Genomic DNA, 20,059 nt, shown 5'->3' with positions numbered 1-20,059 from the left:
TTGATGTACAGCGAAATAAAGTTCATGAGAAAATTTCTAATTCTGTTTATTCTGACGGTCGTAACAGGTAGTGCGCAAGCGCAAACACCAATCACAATTGGTAAAAGTCCGACAACCAGACACGGCCCGGAAAACGGATCACTGATTATCATCGGCGGAGGAGGGGCAACGCTGGAGATCTGGAAGAGGTTTACGGAATTGGCTGGTGGAAAGCAAAAAGCTAAAATTGTAGTAATTACTGCGGCCAGCGGAGATTCAGCAGCGTTTAATACTGCTTCGGTGGAATTGGTGAAAAAAGAAACCGGCATTCAGGATGTAACCTTGCTTCATACCAACGATCTGCTGGAAGCGAACAGCGAGAAATTTGTGGAGCCGCTAAAAAAGGCGACTGGCGTATACATTGCCGGAGGTCGGCAGTGGCGCATAGCCGATTCATTTCTGAATACCCTCACGCACAAGGCATTTCAGGATTTGCTGAGCAGGGGAGGGGTTATCTCAGGAACGTCAGCCGGAGCGAGTATACAGGGATCATTTCTATGGCGCGGCGATACCCGCGGTGCTCAGATTCTTGTTGGAGATCATACACAAGGTTTGGCATTTTTAAAGAATTCGGTGATCGATCAGCATTTGCTGCGTAGAAACCGGCAATTTGATCTGGTGGATTTTGTGAAAAATGCGCCGGAATACATCGGGATTGGTCTGGATGAAGCGACTGCGATTGTAGTACAGAAGGATACGTTTTAGGTGGTGGGGCGTTCCTATGTGGCTGTTTATGATTACAATACAATTGTAGGCCAGGGAATTCCGCATGTAGTGGATGGCAAAGAAGTAAACACAGCAAGCAGTGGCCCTTTTTTCTTTTTACATGAAGGACAAAAATATGATCTGAAAGAGCGGAAGGTCATTGAAAAATCTACCGGAAAGAAAGAAGCAGATACTGCATCCGGTAATAAGGGAAGATGATTTGGGAGTTTGTCAGTATCTGACTGTAGATGATATGAGCCCTGACTGACGAAGTCGGGGCGTCGTTATTTTCAGGCAAGTCTAAATTGCTCGTGCCCGCATTTGCTCCGGCTTAGCACGGTTCTTTGCTGATAGTGTTCGTAATCCCGGATTCGGGGTGTTATGGACTTTATCAACATTGTACATGAGCAAGACAAATATTACGATTATTGGAGGCGGCGCTTGCGGGATTTCTGCATTTGTGGAACTGTTTCTCCAATTGCGCATCGCAGGATTTCACAAGAGTATTTCTATTACTATTATTGAAGAAAATAAAGAGGTAGGAAAGGGATTGGCCTTCGGTACCAGTCAACCTGGACATATACTCAACACCCAGGCCGATCTGATGGGAATCCATGTAGACGAGCCCGAACATTTCAGCGATTGGTTGATAGAAAATGAATCACAGGTAGGGTCTGAAGTGGTTGATAATCAAGGTCAACAAGAAGCTTTCGCAACACGCCGACTTTACGGAGATTATCTGAAAAGTCAGTTTGAACATTATCTGCAACTGGCAGAAAAAGAAGGGATGCAGGTTTCTGTGATACATGCAGAGGCGGATCGTATCAGTAATCTGAAATCAGGATTTAAGATTCACCTGGCAGATGGGAAGTCACACCAAAGTGATTTTGTCCTTCTTGCTCCCGGTACCCCAATTGCAAATAACTACGCAGAACTTGAAACACATAGTACTTATTTTGCCTCTCCCTGGCCGTCTGCCCCTCTATTGAAAAAAATCCCCAAAGATGCACAGGTGGGAATTCTGGGCTCCAGTTTGAGTGCCATTGATGCCCTGATGACACTGGAAGATAACGGCTACACAGGAAAAATTACCTGCTATTCTCTCGACGGACTTTTGCCAAGAGTGCAACCCGATGACCAACCCATGCCGGAGAGGAAGTATATCACACTGAGAAACCTCCACGAAATACAACGGACAAAGCTGCGCAGACCAACTGTAAAGGATATGCTCCGCTTGTTTATGAAAGAGGTGGAGGATTTGGAAGGTGAAAAAATAGATTGGAAGGCAACTGCCAGAACCGGAAAAGATGCAGCAACACTTTTAAAAGCAGATATCGCTCTGGCCAAAAAAGGTGGTGATGCGCTTACAAATATTCCTTACTCGCTCCGCTACGACAGTACACAAATGTGGAAGTGGCTGGAGGAATCGGAAAAACTTAAATTCAAGAAATGGCTGGGTGGCCTTTGGGGCATCAACCGACATTGTATGCCGCTGGTCAATGCAAAGCGGATAGCGCAATTGTTCAGTGATGACAGACTTTCAATTATACCAAATCTGGCATCTGTAGACTTTGACAAAAAATCGAAATCCTTTAAGCTGACTTACGGAAAAGAGCAACTTGCAAATGAAAAGTATTTGATCAATGCAACAGGTCCTGCTTCTGCGGTTAAGATGATGAAATCGGAATTGATTCAAAATCTGGCGAAGGATGAACTCATTGAACCTGATCCGGTAGGAGGAATACGCATCAACCCCGACACGATGCAGGTAACGGTTGACGGAAAAAGTACCAGCGGTTTTTATGCAGTAGGTCATATCACGAATGGTATGCTGCTGGATGTGAACGCCGTTTGGTTCAATGTGCAAATGATTGGTAAACTTTGCCGCCACCTAACCAGCGAGATCATTGGAAAACCTGCTTAAATTATACGGAGAGCTTTTGCCGGTTATGGCATTTGTTCTGGCGGGCTATGTGGTTGGCAGAAAATTTGAATTCAACTCAGATTATGTGTCCAAACCGTTGATCAATGTCCTGCTGCCACTGATTGTTTTTACGAACATGCTCGATGCAGAACCATCTAAGTTGGTGACACTTCCGATAGTCACCTTTTTACTGGCTTTGGCTATGAATTATCTGGCGATTCCCGTTCAGCGTAAGTTTGCGACCGAGACGGATCCTCTTTTGCTAAGAAGTTCGTTTTCATTTTTCAATATCGCTTTTTTTGGCATACCTATAGTGAAGGCACTGTTTGGCGAAGATAGCGTAAGTGTTTTAATCTGTATTTACCTGGGCTCAGCCCTGTATGGGGACACAATCGGCTTCTACCAGGTTGCTAAAACGAAGCTTTCACCTAAGCGCGCACGACGGGAAGTGTTGAGCATTCCTTTTCTGTATGTATTTGTAGCCGGGGTTATCTGTAAGGTTTTTGAGGTCGAAACTCCGGAAGTGGTGAAGCCGGCTTTAAATGTAGTCAGTTTTATCGTATCCGCTGCCGGGATGTTCATCGTGGGGCTACAATTGGGGAATGTGGATTTTAGTAAAATTCGTTTCCCTTATTTTGCCAGAATATTAGGGATCAGGACTATTGCGGCTGCTGTGATTGTAACGTTGCTGATCCTGGCGGTTTCGTCAATAGCCGGTAATGTGGAAGAGGACGATATTCGAATGCTTGCACTGGTTCCTTTGTTTCCCGTTGCCGCTAATGTGACGGTATTTGCGGCATTTTTGAAAGCCGATGAAGAGCAATCGTCTTTACTTGTATTTCTTTCCATGATACTGTCTGTAATATTGGTGTCGATCGCCACTCTGATAATGGGGTAGTGTTTTTTGTCGGGTACAGTTATTTAATGTGTCCCGACAGTATCGAACTAAAAACACCAGATGGAAAATTTTACAATGCTTCAGTTCTTCGAGTGGTATTTACCAGCCGACGGTTCACTATGGAATCATTTTAAAAATCAGGCGAAGCACCTGAAAGAAATTGGATTTGACACTGTATGGCTGCCTCCGGCACACAAAGGAATGGCCGGCCCGGATTCCACAGGCTATGATTCTTATGATCTGTATGACCTGGGAGAATTTGATCAGAAGGGCGCCGTACGAACCAAATATGGTACAAAGGAAGAGTTTCTGGCAGCGATTGCGGCAGGGAAAGAAGCTGGATTACAGGTCTATTGCGATATAGTGCTTAACCACATGGGCGGGGCTGATGAGATAGAAACCGTGCCTGTGAAGGAAGTTGTACCAGACAATCGAACAGAGTTTGTCAGTGATACTTTTGAAATACAAGCTTATACCAAATTTACTTTTCCGGGTAGAAACCGCCGGTATTCTCAATTTGTCTGGGATTATCAGTGTTTTTCAGGAGTAGACTACAACGCTGGAACCGAGGAGAATGCCATATATAGTATACAAAACCAATATGGCGAAGGTTGGCAGGATGTTTTGGATCTGGAAAACGGGAATTACGATTATCTTATGTTATCGGACATAGATTTCAGGAATCCACATGTGCGACAGGAATTGAAAAACTGGGGAGAGTGGTTCACAGAGACGTCAGGGTGTGACGGTTTCCGCCTTGACGCGATCAAACATATGGATCCCACATTTTTTAACGAATGGCTTGATCATTTGCGCAACAGATTTCAAAAGGAACTGTTTACCGTTGGAGAATACTGGTCGCCGTATGATCTGGATTCGATTCTTGCTTACATAGATGCTACGGAGAATCGGATGTCGCTTTTTGATGCGCCATTACAAGGTAATTTTTATAAGGCATCCAAAGAAAATGAACAGTTTGACCTGAGAACCATATTTGACAACACGCTTGTCCAGGTTCGGCCAGACCTTGCCGTAACGCTGGTAGAGAACCACGATACCCAGCCATTGCAGTCATTGGAACAGCCGGTAGAACCTTGGTTCAGACCGCTGGCTTATGCATTGATTCTTTTAAGGGAGGCCGGTTATCCATGTGTTTTTTATACTGATTTGTACGGTTCAGAATATACGGATACCGGAAATGATGGTCAGGAACATAAGGTTGTGATGGAAAGTATGCCTCAGCTGGAAGCATTGCTTCGCGTGAGAAAGCATTTGGCCTATGGTCCGCAGCACGATTATTTCGAAGAACCGCAGTGCATTGGCTGGACGAGAGAGGGTGACGAAGAGCATGAAAACTCGGTCTGTGCGGTACTGTTGTCCAACCATGAGGATGCTGAGAAAACGATGTTCGTAGGAACTCAACATGCGGGAAAGATATTCTCCGATCACCTGGGAAACGTATCAGAAACAGTGACAATTGACGAAGAAGGTAATGGTGTGTTCAGGACTAATGGACGCTCGGTGAGTGTCTGGTGTATTCAGTAGCTCATCATTTGTGTAAATAAAACTGAAGCAGGTGCTGGCAGATACTGATCTGTTCGCACCTGCTTTCTAATTAGTTATGTTCCCCCGAATTTACTTCCCTGCGTAAAATGTGTGTTAGGATAAAACCCAAATCGGCCATATATCAATAACGTTTATTAATATACCGTTAAAGCATTAGCAGATATATTTTAACCTGCAAGTCACCTTTGGATATTTTTTTCTAGAATTTATTTGTCTCATTTTACTAGTTAATATTCTATCATTAAAATGAATAATTATGGTGTTTTGTTTTTTGCTGATACTCTATATTTGCGTTCGTTATATAGGTGACATTATTCTAATTCCAGTTCGAATTAATTATAGATATTAGCTATTAATAAAAGTCATTGAGATAATATGATCTCAATGTTAATAAAATAAATTATTACTCAACCCTCCTCTGTTTCTCTGTATAATTACATAAATATTACCAATTATTCTTATGTGATTTAGAGAGACAGGTGCTACTTTCAACGTGTATGAATAAAGGAAAAATATTCCTTTGGGCTGTCGTATATCTATGTACGACCGGGCTGGCTCATTCTGTATTTAGCCAAACTACAACTCCTGAATCACCTCAGGGCAGAGATTCAACAGCAATTTTTGCGGAGGTTTCCGGTATGGTCAGTACCTCCGGAAGAACACCATTCTGGCTCAAAACCAATCAGTTTGGTATTATTCCTGATCATACACCATTAGCTAATTTTTATGGCGGTTTTGCTTATTATGTTCCTATAGGTTCAAAAAATTCAAACTGGCGTTTTAGCAGTGCAGTCGAAATTGCAGCCAATGCATCAGCGCGAAATGAAATAATGTTTCCGCAAATAAATGGCGCTGTTCAATTTAAAAACTGGGAGCTTTTTGTCGGTAGAAAAAAGCAATGGGTCGGATTGGCCGATTCAACAATAGGAAGCGGATCTTATATTTGGTCTAACAATGCAATGCCGATTCCAAAAATACAAATTGGTACAATCGGATTTGTTTCTATTCCATTTACAGATGGATTACTTTCCTTTAATGGATTTTATTCTGAAGGGCATTTTGAAAGTGACAGACAAACGACCAGTAATTTGAAATTACATCAGAAGATGTTATATGTGAGGCTGGGAAGGAAACATTCACGCGTCAAATTGTATGGCGGATTTAATCATCAGGTTCAATGGGGAGGAAGGTCGCCCTATCTGACTATAGATGGAAAGATGCCGAAAGGATGGGCTAACTATTACCGTATTATTACTGGTAAGCCGGGTGATGCCAATGCGATTGTGAATGATTTTGATGATGGTAACAGGGTTGGTAATCACTTGGGAACGATTGATTTAGGTATGGAGATTGAAACATATGCTACTTCGTTTTTTCTTTATCGTCAGAATATTTACGAAGATGGTACACTGTACGCTTTGACAAACTTGCGGGATGGTTTGAACGGAATAAGAATCAGAAGGAACAATTCGTACGGTGCTGCATTCGAAGTAACAGAAGCAGTATTTGAGTTTCTTTTTACCAAAGATCAGGGTGGGCCGGAATTCAACGTTGAAAATTATGTAAAAAGACGTGGGGATTTTGGAAGAGACAACTACTTCAACAATTCACAAATCCGTGATGGATGGTCTTATTATAATCGGGGCATTGGTACCCCGTTCATCTCTCCGACATCAGACACCGAATTTCGCTGGCCAAAATATGCCGACTTTTTTACAAGCAACAACAGAGTTTCTGCTTTTCATGCTGGTTTGAGGGGAAGATTGCTGGAGGATATTTTCTGGGTGAGCAAGCTGTCCTACACAACCAATATTGGTACTTACGACGCACCATTTCCGGAAACCATTAAGCAGTTTTCAGGGCTGATCTCTTTACAACGTAGAATTAAAACATTGGAAGGAATGACAATTCGTGCTTCCTTTGCTGCTGATATCGGACAGCTTTACAGGACTTCCTACGGGGGAATGATCGGACTTCGGAAGGATTTTACAACCGGAAAGAACAGGTCGGAAAGAGGGCGGAATTAGGTTGCGCAAGCCTTATATTTTGTAGTGGACTCACCGCTCGTCTTGCTACATACTTATGTATATTTTCGGCAAACGTCCATATATAACTGTAAACTGCCGGGAGCATAGTTTTCCTGAAAAGGGGCATCTTATTTGAATGTTCGCCATCCTGCAGCAGGATCAGCCTTGCAACCGATGCATTCTTGCGTATTGAGAAGGAGAGAGGCAATACTTACGCTGAAAAGAAGTACGGAAATTTTTCGGATCTTCAATTCCCACCATGTAGGCTACTTCCGATACCCGGGCATGCGGCTGATGAAGTAACTGCGCTGCTTTCATCAGACGTATGGTTTTGATGAATTCAATGACCGAACAACCGGTGATTTCTTTTATTCTGCGGTACAAAACCGATTGACTCATGTGCATTTCGTACACCAGAGATTGCACATTGAAAGCGCTATTGTCAAGATTCATCTCAACGATTCGTGTGGCGTTATCCAGGAGGAGTTTGTCCTGATCCTGTACGACAATGTCTTCGTCCGGCAAACCGGCTTGTTTTCTGAAATGGAGTTTTAATCTTCTCTGATTTTCCAGAATCGTTTTAATTCTTGCAAAAAGAATATCGGGCCGGATAGGGCAAACCAGAAAATGATCGGCTCCTGCATGCAAATATTCCAGCTCAAAAAAAGTGGAATCTGCCAGCAACATGACCGGTATGTGCGCATTGGCAGATTCACTTTTCAGTTCTTCAAGTGTAAATAAGGCTTGTGAATGAGTAACGTCGTTTCCAATGATGAGCAAGTCGAGCCGGATTTCCTGAATCGTCCTTAGGAATTGTTGTAAGTCGCATTTTTGTATTTCTCCAAAACCTGACATTCTTTGCCTGATATCATCGCAAAGTCCCGGGTCATTTCCTGCCCAAAGAATTTTTGGAACAGCATTCTGTCTGAAGGTATTTTTCATCCTGATTCAGAAACGGTTTTGATTGAATAGCCTCGTTACCTGATTTTGTAATTAAACCACCAGTACCGGTTCCTCTTTTGTGTTCTCATACAATTCACGCAGCATTCTTGCGCTTACTTCCGGCGTGATATCGCGTTGAGGATTGCCCATCAGTTCATAACCCACCATGAACTTTTTGACGCTCGCCGACCGCAACAACGGAGGATAAAAATGCATGTGGAAATGCCAGCCAGGATATGCGCCGTCGGTCGGGGTCTGATGAATTCCTGATGAGTAGGGAAAGGAAATATCAAACACCTTGTCATAAACCGAAGTAGCCGTTTTGATGATAGCCGCGAAATCATCTTTCTCTGCGTCTGTCATTTCTGTCATATTTCCAAAATGGCGATTACTCACAATCATCGTTTCGAATGGCCACACTGCCCAGAACGGCACCAGCAGCGTAAAACTATCGTTGCTTGCTACTATTCTTTCATGCAGCTTTTGTTCCTTTTTCAGATAATCGGACAGCAGACTTTTTCCTTTTTCTGCGAAATATTTTTCCTGAGTGAAGGTCTCTTTCGCAACCTCTGAAGGTATTGAGCTTTGTGCCCATATCTGCCCGTGCGGATGCGGATTACTGCATCCCATAATCGCACCCTTGTTTTCGAATATCTGGACATAACTGATGTAGTCCTTTGCTCCGAGTTCTATGTATTGCTCCTGCCAGGCGTCTATTACCTTGCGGATTAGAGATACCTCCATTTCTGCCAGGGTGAGGTCATGCCTTGGAGAGAAACACACCACCCTGCAAATTCCCCGCTCCGCTTTTACTCTGATGAGCTCGTCTTCCTCGTAAGATCCTTCCGGCGTAGTGTCCTGAAGAGCTGCAAAATCATTCTGGAAAATGAAGACATCTTCATAATCCGGATTTATTTCTTCGCCCATACGCTTGTTGCCTGCACACAGATAGCAGTTGGGATCGTGGGATAATTTTTGCTCCGCTGCCGTTTCTTCCTGTTGGCCCTGCCACGGACGTTTGGCGCGGTGAGGCGAAACCAATACGTTTTCGCCCGTAAGCGGATTATATCTCAGGTGAGGATGTTCTGCAAGATCGAATGTGGTCATCTTCTTTGGTTCGTTTAAATGAGTCGATTGCAACCATCGACAATTTTTACCGGGTATACTTCCGGCATTTTACCGTAAACTCGGTGATAGGATTCGCTAAGGAAATCTGTAAGCGACTCCAGATGCTGTGTTTCAACAAGATTTAGCGTGCAGCCTCCGAAGCCTCCTCCCATCATGCGGGAGCCTGATACTTCTGGCCGGTCAAGAGTCAGATCTACGAGTAAGTCAAGCTCAGGGCAGCTCACCTCATACAACTCAGACAAACCGGCATGTGTCTGATACATGAGTGAACCAAACAGTTTCAGGTCGTGATTGGCGAGGGCTTTCACGGCTTGTTGTACACGCTCATTTTCCTGAACCACGTACATACACCGGTTAAACACAACAGTACTGAGCTGATAGTGCAAAGTCATTACCATGGCGGAAGTTGCGTCTCTCAAACTTTCTACAAGCGGGTATTGGGTGCGGATTGTCTGAAGGCCTTGCTCGCATTCCTGTCTGCGTGTGTTGTATTCGCTGTCTGCGAGCGAATGTTTGACACCCGTATTGCAAAGCAGTAGAGTATATTGGGTCAGGTCGATCGGGTGATAAGTATACGAAACTGAACGGCAGTCCAGCAATATTACGTTCGAATGTTTGCCGTGAATGCTGGCGAACTGATCCATGATGCCACACTTTACGCCTGCATATTCATGTTCCGCTTTTTGTGCCATCAATGCAAGAGAAACTTTTGGAATCCCCAGCTCAAAGATTTCGTTAAGGGCAGTGGCCGTCCCGCATTCCAGCGCGGCAGATGAAGATAATCCTGCACCCAGTGGAATGTTGCCTCCGAAAACCAGATCAAATCCCGAAATTGCGTAAGCTGCTTTCACAAACTGCTGAACGGTGCCCCGGATGTAATTCGCCCAGGCAAGTTCAGATTTGGCTGGATCAGTTAAATGGAACGAATCCTGCTCCTTCATATCCACTGCATACACGTTGCATACATCTGTTTCGTTAGGCCTGATCGCGAAGAAAATCTCACGGTCAATGGCAGCCGGCAATACGAATCCTTCGTTGTAGTCGGTGTGTTCTCCCAGCAGGTTAATCCTGCCGGGAGCGCGGAAGAGCACAGGCTCTCCCTGGTACAGATCTTTGAAAATCTGTATGATGGTATTTTGCATTTCTATAAAAAATCAATAGAATTTTTAAACGGCAGACAAAGTTTTGATCAATCCTGCATGAAATATTGCTCCCTGATGCGACTTGTCCATTTGCAGAATTTGTTTAAAATATTGATCCGCTTTCGGATAGTTTTCCAATCCAAGGTAACCCAGAGCGATCATATAATAACAATGGATCTGGTTCACGGCATCAAGATCAGCATCAAACACGAGCATATCAGGCAGTGAAACCGAGAAATAATCAAGTGTAATGTGTTCATTCTGATGTGCCTCCCCGTATTCAATCAATCTTCTGAAAATAGACCCGGCTTTTTCAGTATTGCCGAGCTTTTTCCATCCTAATCCCTGATAGAAAATTTTATCCGGCTGCTGGTCATTATAGAAAATGGCTGCCACAGGCTCACTGTTTCCCTCCGTCGCCTTGCTGAAATAGGTATTTGCATTGTCTTCCAGGCCCAATCCTTCGTATGCACTTCCAAGCCAGTAGTTGATGTCATTTTCCGGAGCATCAGGTAATTTTCCTTCCCCCAGATTATGCGGATAACTTTGCGCGGCAAGGAGCTGAGCGATAGCAGGCTGGAAATTTTCACTGTCAATGTTTTCAAGCGCCTGACTAATCAGAGAGCATATATATTGTCCGGGAACTTTACCTTCACCACCTTCCCAAGGGTGAAATTTGCGTGCTGCGATCATGTCGAAAGCTTTGACATAATCCCCTGTCAGGTTGTGCAATGCGGCCAATTCCAGATATACGTCATCTCTGAATTCAGCTGCTTCATGATGTTTCAACAAGAAGCTCAACCTATCTTCGGGAGACACGTTCAAACGCTTGTAGAGCTGGTTAACCTCCATGAGTATACGCGCGTCGGTCGGGTCAAGTGAAAATGCTTTTTCAAAGTATCCCAAAGCAAGTTCGTGTTTGTTCAACTTATTAAAAACGGCAATACCCAAATTTCTAAACGCAGTCGGGAATGCAGGATTTATCCGGATCGATTTTTCCCACAAAACAATCGCATCATCGTACTGTCTTTTGTCGTAAAAAAGGTTGCCCAGGTAATACGGAGCGAATCCATCTTCCGGATTATTTTCAATGGCAAACTGCAAAGTACTAATGTCTTCCAGCTTGTTCGGAAAACAGTAATCGGGCTTTTGAACTGCTGCTTGCTGTAGATAGGATTTTGCTTCCTGGTCTTTACCTGCCAGATTGTAAACGCTTGCAAAATGGTAGTAGACCATCGGATTCGAAGGATCCGCACTTTGAGCCAGTTTCAGGAAATCCAGTGCTTCCTCGTAAAGTCCGCACGCCACATAGTCAAGTGCATATTCGATGTAGTTATTGACCTCGTTTCTGCCCAATGTCTGGATTATGGATAAATCGGCATCGCCGGCTCCGATCTGCTGCTGATTCTTGATCAGTTCATATCTGGCCGAAAGGTTGAATCCATCCCGTTTGATCGCCTTCTCACAAACTTCGATTGCCTCCTGATATTTCCCGGTTTTTCTCAGAATCGCAGACTTAACGGTATAAGCTTTTGAGCTTTTTGCGTTGCGGTCCAGCGAGAAGTTGATGTGTTCAAGGGCTTCTGTATAATTCCCCCTTTTGATGTCAATTTGGGCAATGGCCAGGTAGGCCGCATCCTGCCAAGCCGACGACCATGCTGCTTTGTAAAACGCTGTGTAAGCTTTGTCGGTCGATCCCTGGTATTGCATACTCAACCCCAGATTGTAGTAAGGCTCGCCATCATAAGGGTTCGGGTTGCGGCCTATGGAAGTTTCCACGGCCTTTTGGAAATAGACTTCGCTTTGAGCAAACTGTCCTCTTCGCAGATACCATTTTCCCAGCGCATTGTTGTTGCGGATGTCTTTGGGATCGCGGCGAAGTGCTTCCTGATAATAATCGACCGGATTGTAGGTCGCATGGCGGTACTGCTCTAAATGCTGGCCGATCAGAAACAACTGCTCATTGTTTTCGACATCTTTCGGCAAACCGGGAGCCGCAGCCGGACTTGGAATGTCGTTGGACTTGTTGTTTTTTGGCTCAAAACGGATCAGTTCTTTGCCACTCGAATCAGAAATGATCAGCGTCAAAAGATCCGTATTGGCACGCTCCGGCAGCGTTACAATTTGCTCAAATATTTTCTCCGGCGCTATATCTGTCTGCGTTTCGAAGTAGATTGTGGTACTGTCTTTCAGTTCGATACGCAGATTATGATGCTCCGACGTCACAAGCACCTGCAACTGAGCAGACCCGGCCTGAGCTTCCAGATTAATCAGAATATCTTTGGTTGCATTTTTCACCACACCCAACTCATGATACGGAAGAAAATACTGCGTAAAGGATTTTTCTTCGTTCGGCATCAGCCAGGTAAAATCAGGCTGGTTGTCTGTAAACATCCCTGTCATTAGTTCAATGTAGGGCCCGTCTTCGTCCGTCAGGTTGCGGTCCCAGGCTTTTCCAAAATCGCCATGTCCCCATGTCCATTGTTTTTTGCCTGGCGATACGTGGTGGTTGGCCACGTGCAGCAAACCGCCCTTGGAATCGTGCTCATAACCACCCACGAAGTCGTAATCCGAATTGATGGCCATATAAGAAGTCGGAACTGGTATGTTTTTGTATCTTGAAATATCCGTTCCCGGCGAATAGTCAACTTTGTAGTACGTTCCGGTAGCAATGGGGAAGGTGGAAACATCCCTTTTGCCATGGTCAAAAACCGCGTTGACATCCGATGGGAAAACCGATTGGTAATCGTCGTTCACCTTCACTGCCGGGTTGGCCCACCACAGGAAAGTTTGTGGCAAATTGGTTCTGTTGTAAAGCTGCGCTTTAATTTCCAGATAAGCGCGGTTGGGGTACAAAGTGAAACCTGCCATGCCCTTGGTACGGAACATTTTCTCAATTTCATTCACCCAAACCGTCTTGCTGCCATCCTGATTTTCTTCAATACGGAAGTCCACATTTTCGAAGGTGGAAGGACGGTGGTGTTGCGGCCAGTTGAATTCAATCCCACCAGAAATCCATGGACCCGTTAAACCTACCAAGGCAGGTTTGATCACCTGGTTGTAATACACAAAGTGGCGCTCACGCAGTTTATCATAAGCCAGTTGCACACGTCCGCCGATTTCGGGCAGGATCATGATTTTCAGGTATTTATTTTCCAGAAATAACCCGGTGTATTCCTTATCTTCCCTGGTGTCGAGTATTTTTTCAATCACAGGATTAGGGTAAACCACCCCACTGCTTCCCTGATAAACCCTTTTTTCAAAGAACATAGGATTTCTTTCCCTCTCGCCGGTTTCGTAGGTTGGAATGGTCACCTTCGCCTGCCAGATTTCAACATGATTCATGATATCAGTATTTTTTAGTGTCGGATGTAATTGTCTTCTAAATTTTCAAGTGTCTGCCCTTTGGTCTCGGTTACTTTCGTTTTCACGAAAAGGAAACCTGCAAAACAGATGGCGGCATAGAGATAGAACGGGCCATAGGTGCCTAATACTTTTGCGAGTACCGGGAAGGTAAATACCAGCACGAAATAGGCCAGCCAGAGCGATACAGTTGCTATGGAAGTAGCTACGCCGCGGATTTGGTTTGGAAATATCTCGGTGATCAAAACCCAGGTGACGGGCGCCAGTGAGGTAGCGTACATGGCGATTGCGGACAGAACCAGCAGGGAGACAATGATCGGGGCTGCGCCGTTTTGCAGGACAAAAGCCAGTGCAATGTATGTGATCGAAAGTCCGAGTGAGCCGATCAACATCAGCGGCCTTCTGCCAAGTTTATCGACCTGCCACATGGCTACCAGTGTGAAAACAAGATTCACAATCCCGATCATCACTGTTTCCATCAGCTGACGGTCCAGATCTGCGCCGATGGATTCGAAAATGGTGGAAGTATAGTTGAACACAACGTTGATCCCGCAAAGCTGTTGAAACACCGCAAGGGTAATACCAACAACCAGCGCCGGGCGAACAGACTTTTGAAATACATCTGAAAAAGAGGCCCGGGCAGTTGAAACGGTATTGCTTTCCAAAGCCTTGCGGGTAGTTGATACAAAATGCTCATTACCGATTTTGGCAAGAATCTTCAATGCACGATCGGCTTGCCCGTTCATCATCAGCCATCTGGGGCTTTCAGGCAGCCAGATCACCCCGAACAGAAACAACACTGCAGGAACAGCACCAAGCCCAAACATCCATCGCCAGGCTTCCGGGCCTGTATCAGCCAAAAAGTAGTTGACCAGATTGGTGATCAGTATACCGAATACAATGGTCAATTGATTGATAGATACGTTTCTGCCGCGCATTTCGGCAGGAGAAACCTCGGCGATGTACATCGGGCTGAGCATGGAAGCCATCCCGACTCCGATGCCGGCAGCAAAACGCATCGCTACGAACACAAGCAAATTTCCCGCTAACGCCATTCCAATAGACGAAACCGCGAAAATGGCCGCCGCTACGATCAGACCAGGTCTTCGTCCGTATTGGTCTGATAACTTGCCTGCGAAAATGCAGCCGACAATACACCCCAATGCCAGCGAACCTGTCAGAAATCCTTCCCACCACACATCCAGCTGGAACTCATTTCGCAGAAAGGGCAGCGCTCCTGAGATAACAGCAAAGTCGAAACCGAACAGGTATCCTCCCAGAGCTGAAATCAGCGAAATGCCTATAATATAGCCGCTGTTGTATTTGATAAGATTTTGATTTTCAATGCTCATTGTGCTCAAAGAGGTTAAGGAGTTTTTTCGCCAGTTCAATATTCAGCATAAAAATGAAGAAGTAATCTTTCATATGCCTCAGGCGAGTTTATTTGGTATCAGAATTGGTTCTGCAAAAATCAGCGGTTTTGCTGTGTCGGGGAATGGATTAAAATACTAAAAACCTGCATAATCTTATGATAGACTTTGGCAGAACAGGTGAGGTGTCAGTCCTGATCAGACAGAGTAACTATTTTATGGAGCAAACAAGTGTTTTGAGAATGACATGCGTTTGTCACGTTGAGCTCCGTCGAAACGCGGGCGACCAAATTGCAATATTGATAATAAGTTATTTAGGAAGTTATCAATGACAAATCCTATCAATTACACTATCAGTAAAACCTAAAACTGATCTAACCCGTCACCTTCCGCCGGAAATCCCTGGGAGAAATACCCATCATTCCCGTGAAAATACGGCTGAAATGGAATGCATCCTGATAACCAAGCTGATCTGCAACTTCATTGATACGTAAAGGGGTATCTTTCAAGAGATGGCAGGCCTTTTGTATTTTTAGAAAAGTGAAAAAGTTGATAGGCGACTTCTGGATCTTCTGACGGAAAACAGCCGAATAGTGGGAAGCAGACATATTGGCGATACCTGCCAGTTCGGATAAAGTCAGGTTTCGGTTTAAATTTTGCTTCATGTATTCTATCGTTTGCCCCACGGCGTCCTGCCCCGAAATGGCAACCGGTATCGGATTTACCAATGAACTTTTAAAAGTGGTTAAAAAATGGCGTAGGGCGTTGCTGGCATACACCAGGTTTTCTTCATTGAATGACATTTCCAGATGGGAGAGAATTTCATCAAACAATGCAAATCGCTGTTGCCTGGGAGGAATAGTAACTGCCCCCGGAGGGAGTTGTAAAAAATCAATAAAGTCTTGGGAAAGTCTGCCGGTAAAATGGATCCAGTATATCGACCAGGGCATTTCGGGATCGGCACCGTAGGAATGTGCATGATTGGCAGGGATGATAAAAAACTCATTTGCTCCTACTACAAAGCGGGAACCTCCTGTTTTGAACCAGCCTTTGCCCTCAGCACAATAAATCAGAATATGTTGTGCTGACCCTCTAAATCGGTCTCTATCATGAAATGAAGCGGTTGGATAAAAGCCAATATCAGTGATGTAAAGCGATTCGCACAATGGGTGCGCCGCCAGCTGGTGAATAGCATCAGCCGGTAAAATAGCGCTTCTTTGTCCTGCAAATCCTTCCTCTTTTCTGATCATAACCGTGGTGCGATAAGAATAATATCCATCTTTTTCGTAACAAAAACCATGTAAAGTTATGATGGTGTATGATAATTTTGCAACTCTATAATTAAATTGTTATGTCAAGAATCCTATATCTCTTTCTAGTATTTGCCCTTTTTTCCCAGACTTCGAAAGCACAGGAAAGTTTATCCCTGGCTGGCGAATGGGAGGTTGCCTTTGATATTGATGACGCCGGTTCGCACCGTATGCTGAAACGCCGCATGCCTCATAAAATACAGTTGCCTGGCACCACAGATCAGGCGGGATTGGGCGATTCGCTGACGACTAAGCCGGCATTAAACCGCGCGTCGTTGTATCAGCTGGCACGCAAACACCGGTTTGTGGGCACTGCATGGTATCGTCGCAAAATTACCATTCCGGAAAATTGGAAAGGAAAACGTATTGAGATGAATCTGGAGCGCGTGCTTTGGCAAAGTCGTGTTTTTGTGGATGAGCAGGAAGCCACGCATCAGCAGGAAAGCCTCACGACACCGCATCGTTATGATCTCACCAAACTGCTTACGCCTGGTACGCATACGATACTGGTACGAATTAACAATACAAGACAATACGATATCACCTATCAGAATCTGGCACATGCCTACACCGACGGTACACAGACAATCTGGAATGGGGTGTTGGGGGAAATGTCGCTAACGGCTCAGGATCCGATCAGTATTCAGCATGTGAGAACAGATCCGGACGGAAAGTCTAAGTCCGTGGAAGTGAAGTTGACTTTTGAGAATACCACCGGTGCGGAACAGCAGGGAACACTTAAACTGACGGCTTACCTGAATGGAAAAAGTTTGCCCGTAAAGGAAGAAAGTATTCGTGTAAAACCGGGTCAGGCAGTCGTTAATGTCAATTATGGTTTGAGCTCTAATTTCTCTCTTTGGGATGAGTTCTCGCCTTCCGTATACCATTTGAAAGCTGAGTTTGAAAGTAAGGGAATTGCAGCAAAAAGTGAGGCGGAAACGACTTTTGGTGTAAGAAACCTATCGAACGAAAACAGCGTTTTGCATATCAATGGACGTCGCCTGTTTTTACGGGGAACTCTGGAAAGCGCGATATTCCCTTTGCTGGGCCATCCGCCGGTTGAGAAATCGGGTTGGTTGAAGGTCTTTGAAACAGCAAGAAATTACGGGCTCAACCATATTCGTTTTCATTCCTATTGTCCTCCTAAGGCAGCATTTGAGGTAGCCGATTCCCTCGGTTTTTATCTTCAGGTAGAGTTGCCCATGTGGAGTTTGCAGGTGGGTGAGGATCCGAAAGCTGATGCATTCATTGTTGCTGAAGCCGACCGCATTGGCAGGGAATATGGTAACCATCCTTCATTTTGTTTCTGGTCGATGGGTAATGAACTGGAGGGACGATTTGACTTTTTGAATACCCTGGTTGCACGCTTGAAGAAGGACGATTCCCGTCACTTGTACGCAACCACCACGTATAGTTTCCAGGCTCCTCATGGCAGCTGGCCGGAACCAACTGATGATTTTTTTATCACGCAGCAAACAAAACTGGGCTGGTTGAGAGGGCAGGGGATATTCAACCAAAAGTCGCCTTCGTTCAAAGAGGATTATACCAGTTCGCTTACGGGCCTTCCTGTTCCGCTGGTTACGCATGAGGTGGGGCAATATGCCGTGTATCCCAATATTCAGGAAATAGGCAAATATACGGGTGTGCTGGTGCCGAATAATCTGATCGCCATTCGCGAGGATTTGAAGAAAAAAGAATTGTTACCTTATGCTGATTCTTTTGTGAAATCAAGTGGTAAACTGGCCGCGATTTTATATAAAGAAGAATTGGAAAGGTTACTTCGCACGAAGGGTGCCAGCGGAATTCAGCTGTTGGATCTACACGATTTTCCGGGACAGGGAACCGCAGATATCGGTTTGCTGGATGCATTCTGGGACAGTAAAGGGATTTTGTCAGCTGAAGAATTTCGTCAGTTTTGCTCAGCAATTGTACCCCTTTTGAGGTTTGATAAGGCGGTTTATACCAATCAGGAAACTTTTAAAGCCACGGCAGAGCTTGCCAACTTCGGCGCATCTGCTTTGAAAAATGTGGTGCCTCAATGGACACTCACGGACGATTCGGGTAAACAAATCGCTGGCGGAAACCTGAAAACTACTGCTGTTGAAGTGGGAAATGGGCATGTACTTGGGGAGATCAGCCTGAAGTTATCTTCTCTGAAAAAGGCGACAAGATTGACGCTCACATTAAGTCTGAAAGGTATGCCTGTTAAAAACGCCTGGCATATATGGGTGTATCCTGAGAAACTGCCTGAAACAAAAACGAACGTAGTTTTTACGCAATCTTTACAGGAAGCTTTGGGCGCTTTGGAGGAAGGAAAAACGGTATTGCTTAATCCGGATTACAAACAACTGAAAGGCATAGAGGGCAAGTTTCTTCCGGTGTTCTGGAGTCCGGTGCATTTCCCGGAACAGGCAGGTGCGATGGGTCTGTTATGTGATCCGAAACATGCGGCTTTCAGTTTATTTCCGACTGATTACCATACGAACTGGCAATGGTGGGAGTTGGCTACGAAGTCTGTAGCTATCGTTTTGCCAGATAATAACATATCTCCGATTGTACGTTCTATCGATAATTTTGCAAACAACCGGCACCTGGCCAATATATTCGAAGCCAACGTTGGCAAAGGGAAATTGCTGGTATGCAGTTTTGATATCAGCAATGATTTGAGAAGCCGCCCTGTTGCCCGGCAGTTACGTTACAGTCTGCTGGAGTATATGAAAACATCTGAATTTAGGCCTAAAGCGGAATTGACAAGTGCGGCTTTGCAAGATATTCTGGTGGGGAAAGAGAAGAAATAGAATGGGTGTCGGAGGTTTTTTACTCTGATTCACTTCAGAAAACAGAAGCCCCGGGCAGTTGGATTGCCTGGGGTTTTTGTTTTATGGCTTACTAATTAAAAAATCAGATTGATGGTGCTGGTGTTCTCTATGAAAGGAAGAAGTGCTTTATGATTTTTAATTAGTAAACAACCAGATAGCATAAACCTCTTGTTAGCCATAACTGTATCTGTACAAAGAGGTGCAACCATATTATCAAAGTTCATCAATGATGATAAAGGTCCCAAAGTCAATTTCGGTCTTGAAGCGTTTGATTTTATCGTCCCTAATTGTCTTGCCGTTAAGGCTCCAACGAAGTCTCCACTTGTAATGCGCAGGATGAATAATTGGTGTTGTTAATTTCCTTGTTCCATCTTTGAACTCTAGGTTCCAAACGTAAGCCGGTGGAATATTGTTAGTTGTTTTGTATGGCTCGTTGTTCCACAACTCAATTACTTCGCCTGTCCTTTGAACAGAACTTGTGGGCAAATGATCCGTCAAAATTGAATAGAGTTTTTTGTTGTCTTCAGAGCTAAACTTGTAGTGCTCAGGTGGATCAGGAAACTCTACAAAACCTAAAAGCTTCCATATGGGTTCTGAAGAGTCTGGTGAACATTGTAGGTCCACAACACAAATTCCTTTCTCTGCGAGAAATTTGAGAAGATGACTTGTTAGTATCTTTCCAATTCCTTTTTTGCGATGTGTCGGCTTTACTTCCGCTATTTCAATTCTCGCTGTCTTGTCAGACGTAAGGGGTGCATTTCAATTCTACGCAGCTTGCTTTAGTATTTGATTTATGCAATCCCATCGCCCACTTTCTCTGAGAACT

14 protein-coding genes are annotated in these 20,059 nt (G+C 44.6%); 7 read left to right on the top strand and 7 right to left on the bottom strand.

Features of this window, described 5'->3' with window-relative positions; genetic code table 11:
- Positions 1 to 24: 24 nt before the first annotated feature.
- The 6 genes from DSL64_RS24525 to DSL64_RS24505 all read left to right on the top strand — a co-directional run bounded on the left by DSL64_RS24525 (position 25) and on the right by DSL64_RS24505 (position 7,159).
- Complete coding sequence (locus DSL64_RS24525; RefSeq protein ID WP_229217218.1) at positions 25 to 744, top strand: cyanophycinase; 720 nt, start codon at positions 25 to 27, stop codon at positions 742 to 744.
- Between the two features lie 3 nt (positions 745 to 747).
- Positions 748 to 963: a hypothetical protein gene (locus tag DSL64_RS29360; protein WP_229217217.1), complete on the top strand. Its 216-nt coding sequence runs from the start codon at positions 748 to 750 to the stop codon at positions 961 to 963.
- 184 nt (positions 964 to 1,147) lie between these two features.
- Entirely contained in the window at positions 1,148 to 2,668 is a 1,521-nt protein-coding gene (locus DSL64_RS24520; protein ID WP_115833597.1) for an FAD/NAD(P)-binding protein, read from the top strand.
- Positions 2,652 to 3,566, top strand: a complete 915-nt coding sequence (locus DSL64_RS24515; protein WP_115833596.1) for an AEC family transporter — start codon at positions 2,652 to 2,654, stop codon at positions 3,564 to 3,566. Before DSL64_RS24520 ends, DSL64_RS24515 begins: the two co-directional genes overlap by 17 nt.
- A gap of 60 nt (positions 3,567 to 3,626) precedes the next feature.
- Positions 3,627 to 5,111: an alpha-amylase gene (locus DSL64_RS24510; protein WP_115833595.1), complete on the top strand. Its 1,485-nt coding sequence runs from the start codon at positions 3,627 to 3,629 to the stop codon at positions 5,109 to 5,111.
- 518 nt (positions 5,112 to 5,629) lie between these two features.
- A complete protein-coding gene (locus tag DSL64_RS24505) occupies positions 5,630 to 7,159 on the top strand; it encodes a capsule assembly Wzi family protein (protein WP_229217216.1) in 1,530 nt (509 codons plus the stop codon).
- Positions 7,160 to 7,318: 159 nt separating this feature from the next.
- Here the strand turns inward: DSL64_RS24505 and DSL64_RS24500 are convergent, their stop codons facing one another.
- The 6 genes from DSL64_RS24500 to DSL64_RS24475 all read right to left on the bottom strand — a co-directional run bounded on the left by DSL64_RS24500 (position 7,319) and on the right by DSL64_RS24475 (position 16,354).
- Positions 7,319 to 8,101 (bottom strand): helix-turn-helix domain-containing protein, encoded by a 783-nt coding sequence (locus DSL64_RS24500; RefSeq protein ID WP_115833594.1) that lies wholly within the window; start codon positions 8,099 to 8,101, stop codon positions 7,319 to 7,321.
- Positions 8,102 to 8,152: 51 nt separating this feature from the next.
- Entirely contained in the window at positions 8,153 to 9,208 is a 1,056-nt protein-coding gene (locus DSL64_RS24495) for a UDP-glucose--hexose-1-phosphate uridylyltransferase (RefSeq protein WP_115833593.1), read from the bottom strand.
- Positions 9,209 to 9,222: 14 nt separating this feature from the next.
- Complete coding sequence (gene galK, locus DSL64_RS24490; protein ID WP_115833592.1) at positions 9,223 to 10,371, bottom strand: galactokinase; 1,149 nt, start codon at positions 10,369 to 10,371, stop codon at positions 9,223 to 9,225.
- Between the two features lie 24 nt (positions 10,372 to 10,395).
- Complete coding sequence (locus DSL64_RS24485) at positions 10,396 to 13,716, bottom strand: DUF5107 domain-containing protein (protein ID WP_115833591.1); 3,321 nt, start codon at positions 13,714 to 13,716, stop codon at positions 10,396 to 10,398.
- Between the two features lie 14 nt (positions 13,717 to 13,730).
- A complete protein-coding gene (locus DSL64_RS24480; RefSeq protein ID WP_115833590.1) occupies positions 13,731 to 15,086 on the bottom strand; it encodes a sugar porter family MFS transporter in 1,356 nt (451 codons plus the stop codon).
- A gap of 392 nt (positions 15,087 to 15,478) precedes the next feature.
- Positions 15,479 to 16,354 (bottom strand): helix-turn-helix domain-containing protein, encoded by an 876-nt coding sequence (locus tag DSL64_RS24475; RefSeq protein ID WP_115833589.1) that lies wholly within the window; start codon positions 16,352 to 16,354, stop codon positions 15,479 to 15,481.
- A 101-nt stretch (positions 16,355 to 16,455) separates the two neighbouring features.
- Here DSL64_RS24475 and DSL64_RS24470 point away from each other — a divergent pair, with 101 nt between their 5' ends.
- A complete protein-coding gene (locus tag DSL64_RS24470) occupies positions 16,456 to 19,212 on the top strand; it encodes a DUF8487 domain-containing protein (protein WP_115833588.1) in 2,757 nt (918 codons plus the stop codon).
- A 234-nt stretch (positions 19,213 to 19,446) separates the two neighbouring features.
- Here DSL64_RS24470 and DSL64_RS29605 read toward each other — a convergent pair whose 3' ends face one another.
- Entirely contained in the window at positions 19,447 to 19,959 is a 513-nt protein-coding gene (locus DSL64_RS29605) for a GNAT family N-acetyltransferase (RefSeq protein ID WP_374755845.1), read from the bottom strand.
- Positions 19,960 to 20,059 lie beyond the last annotated feature (100 nt).

Origin of the sequence: Dyadobacter luteus (assembly GCF_003383615.1) — a bacterium.
Classification (GTDB): domain Bacteria; phylum Bacteroidota; class Bacteroidia; order Cytophagales; family Spirosomataceae; genus Dyadobacter; species Dyadobacter luteus.
The sequence above is the reverse complement of the archived record's forward strand: the minus strand, read 5'-3'. Positions and strand labels throughout refer to the sequence as shown.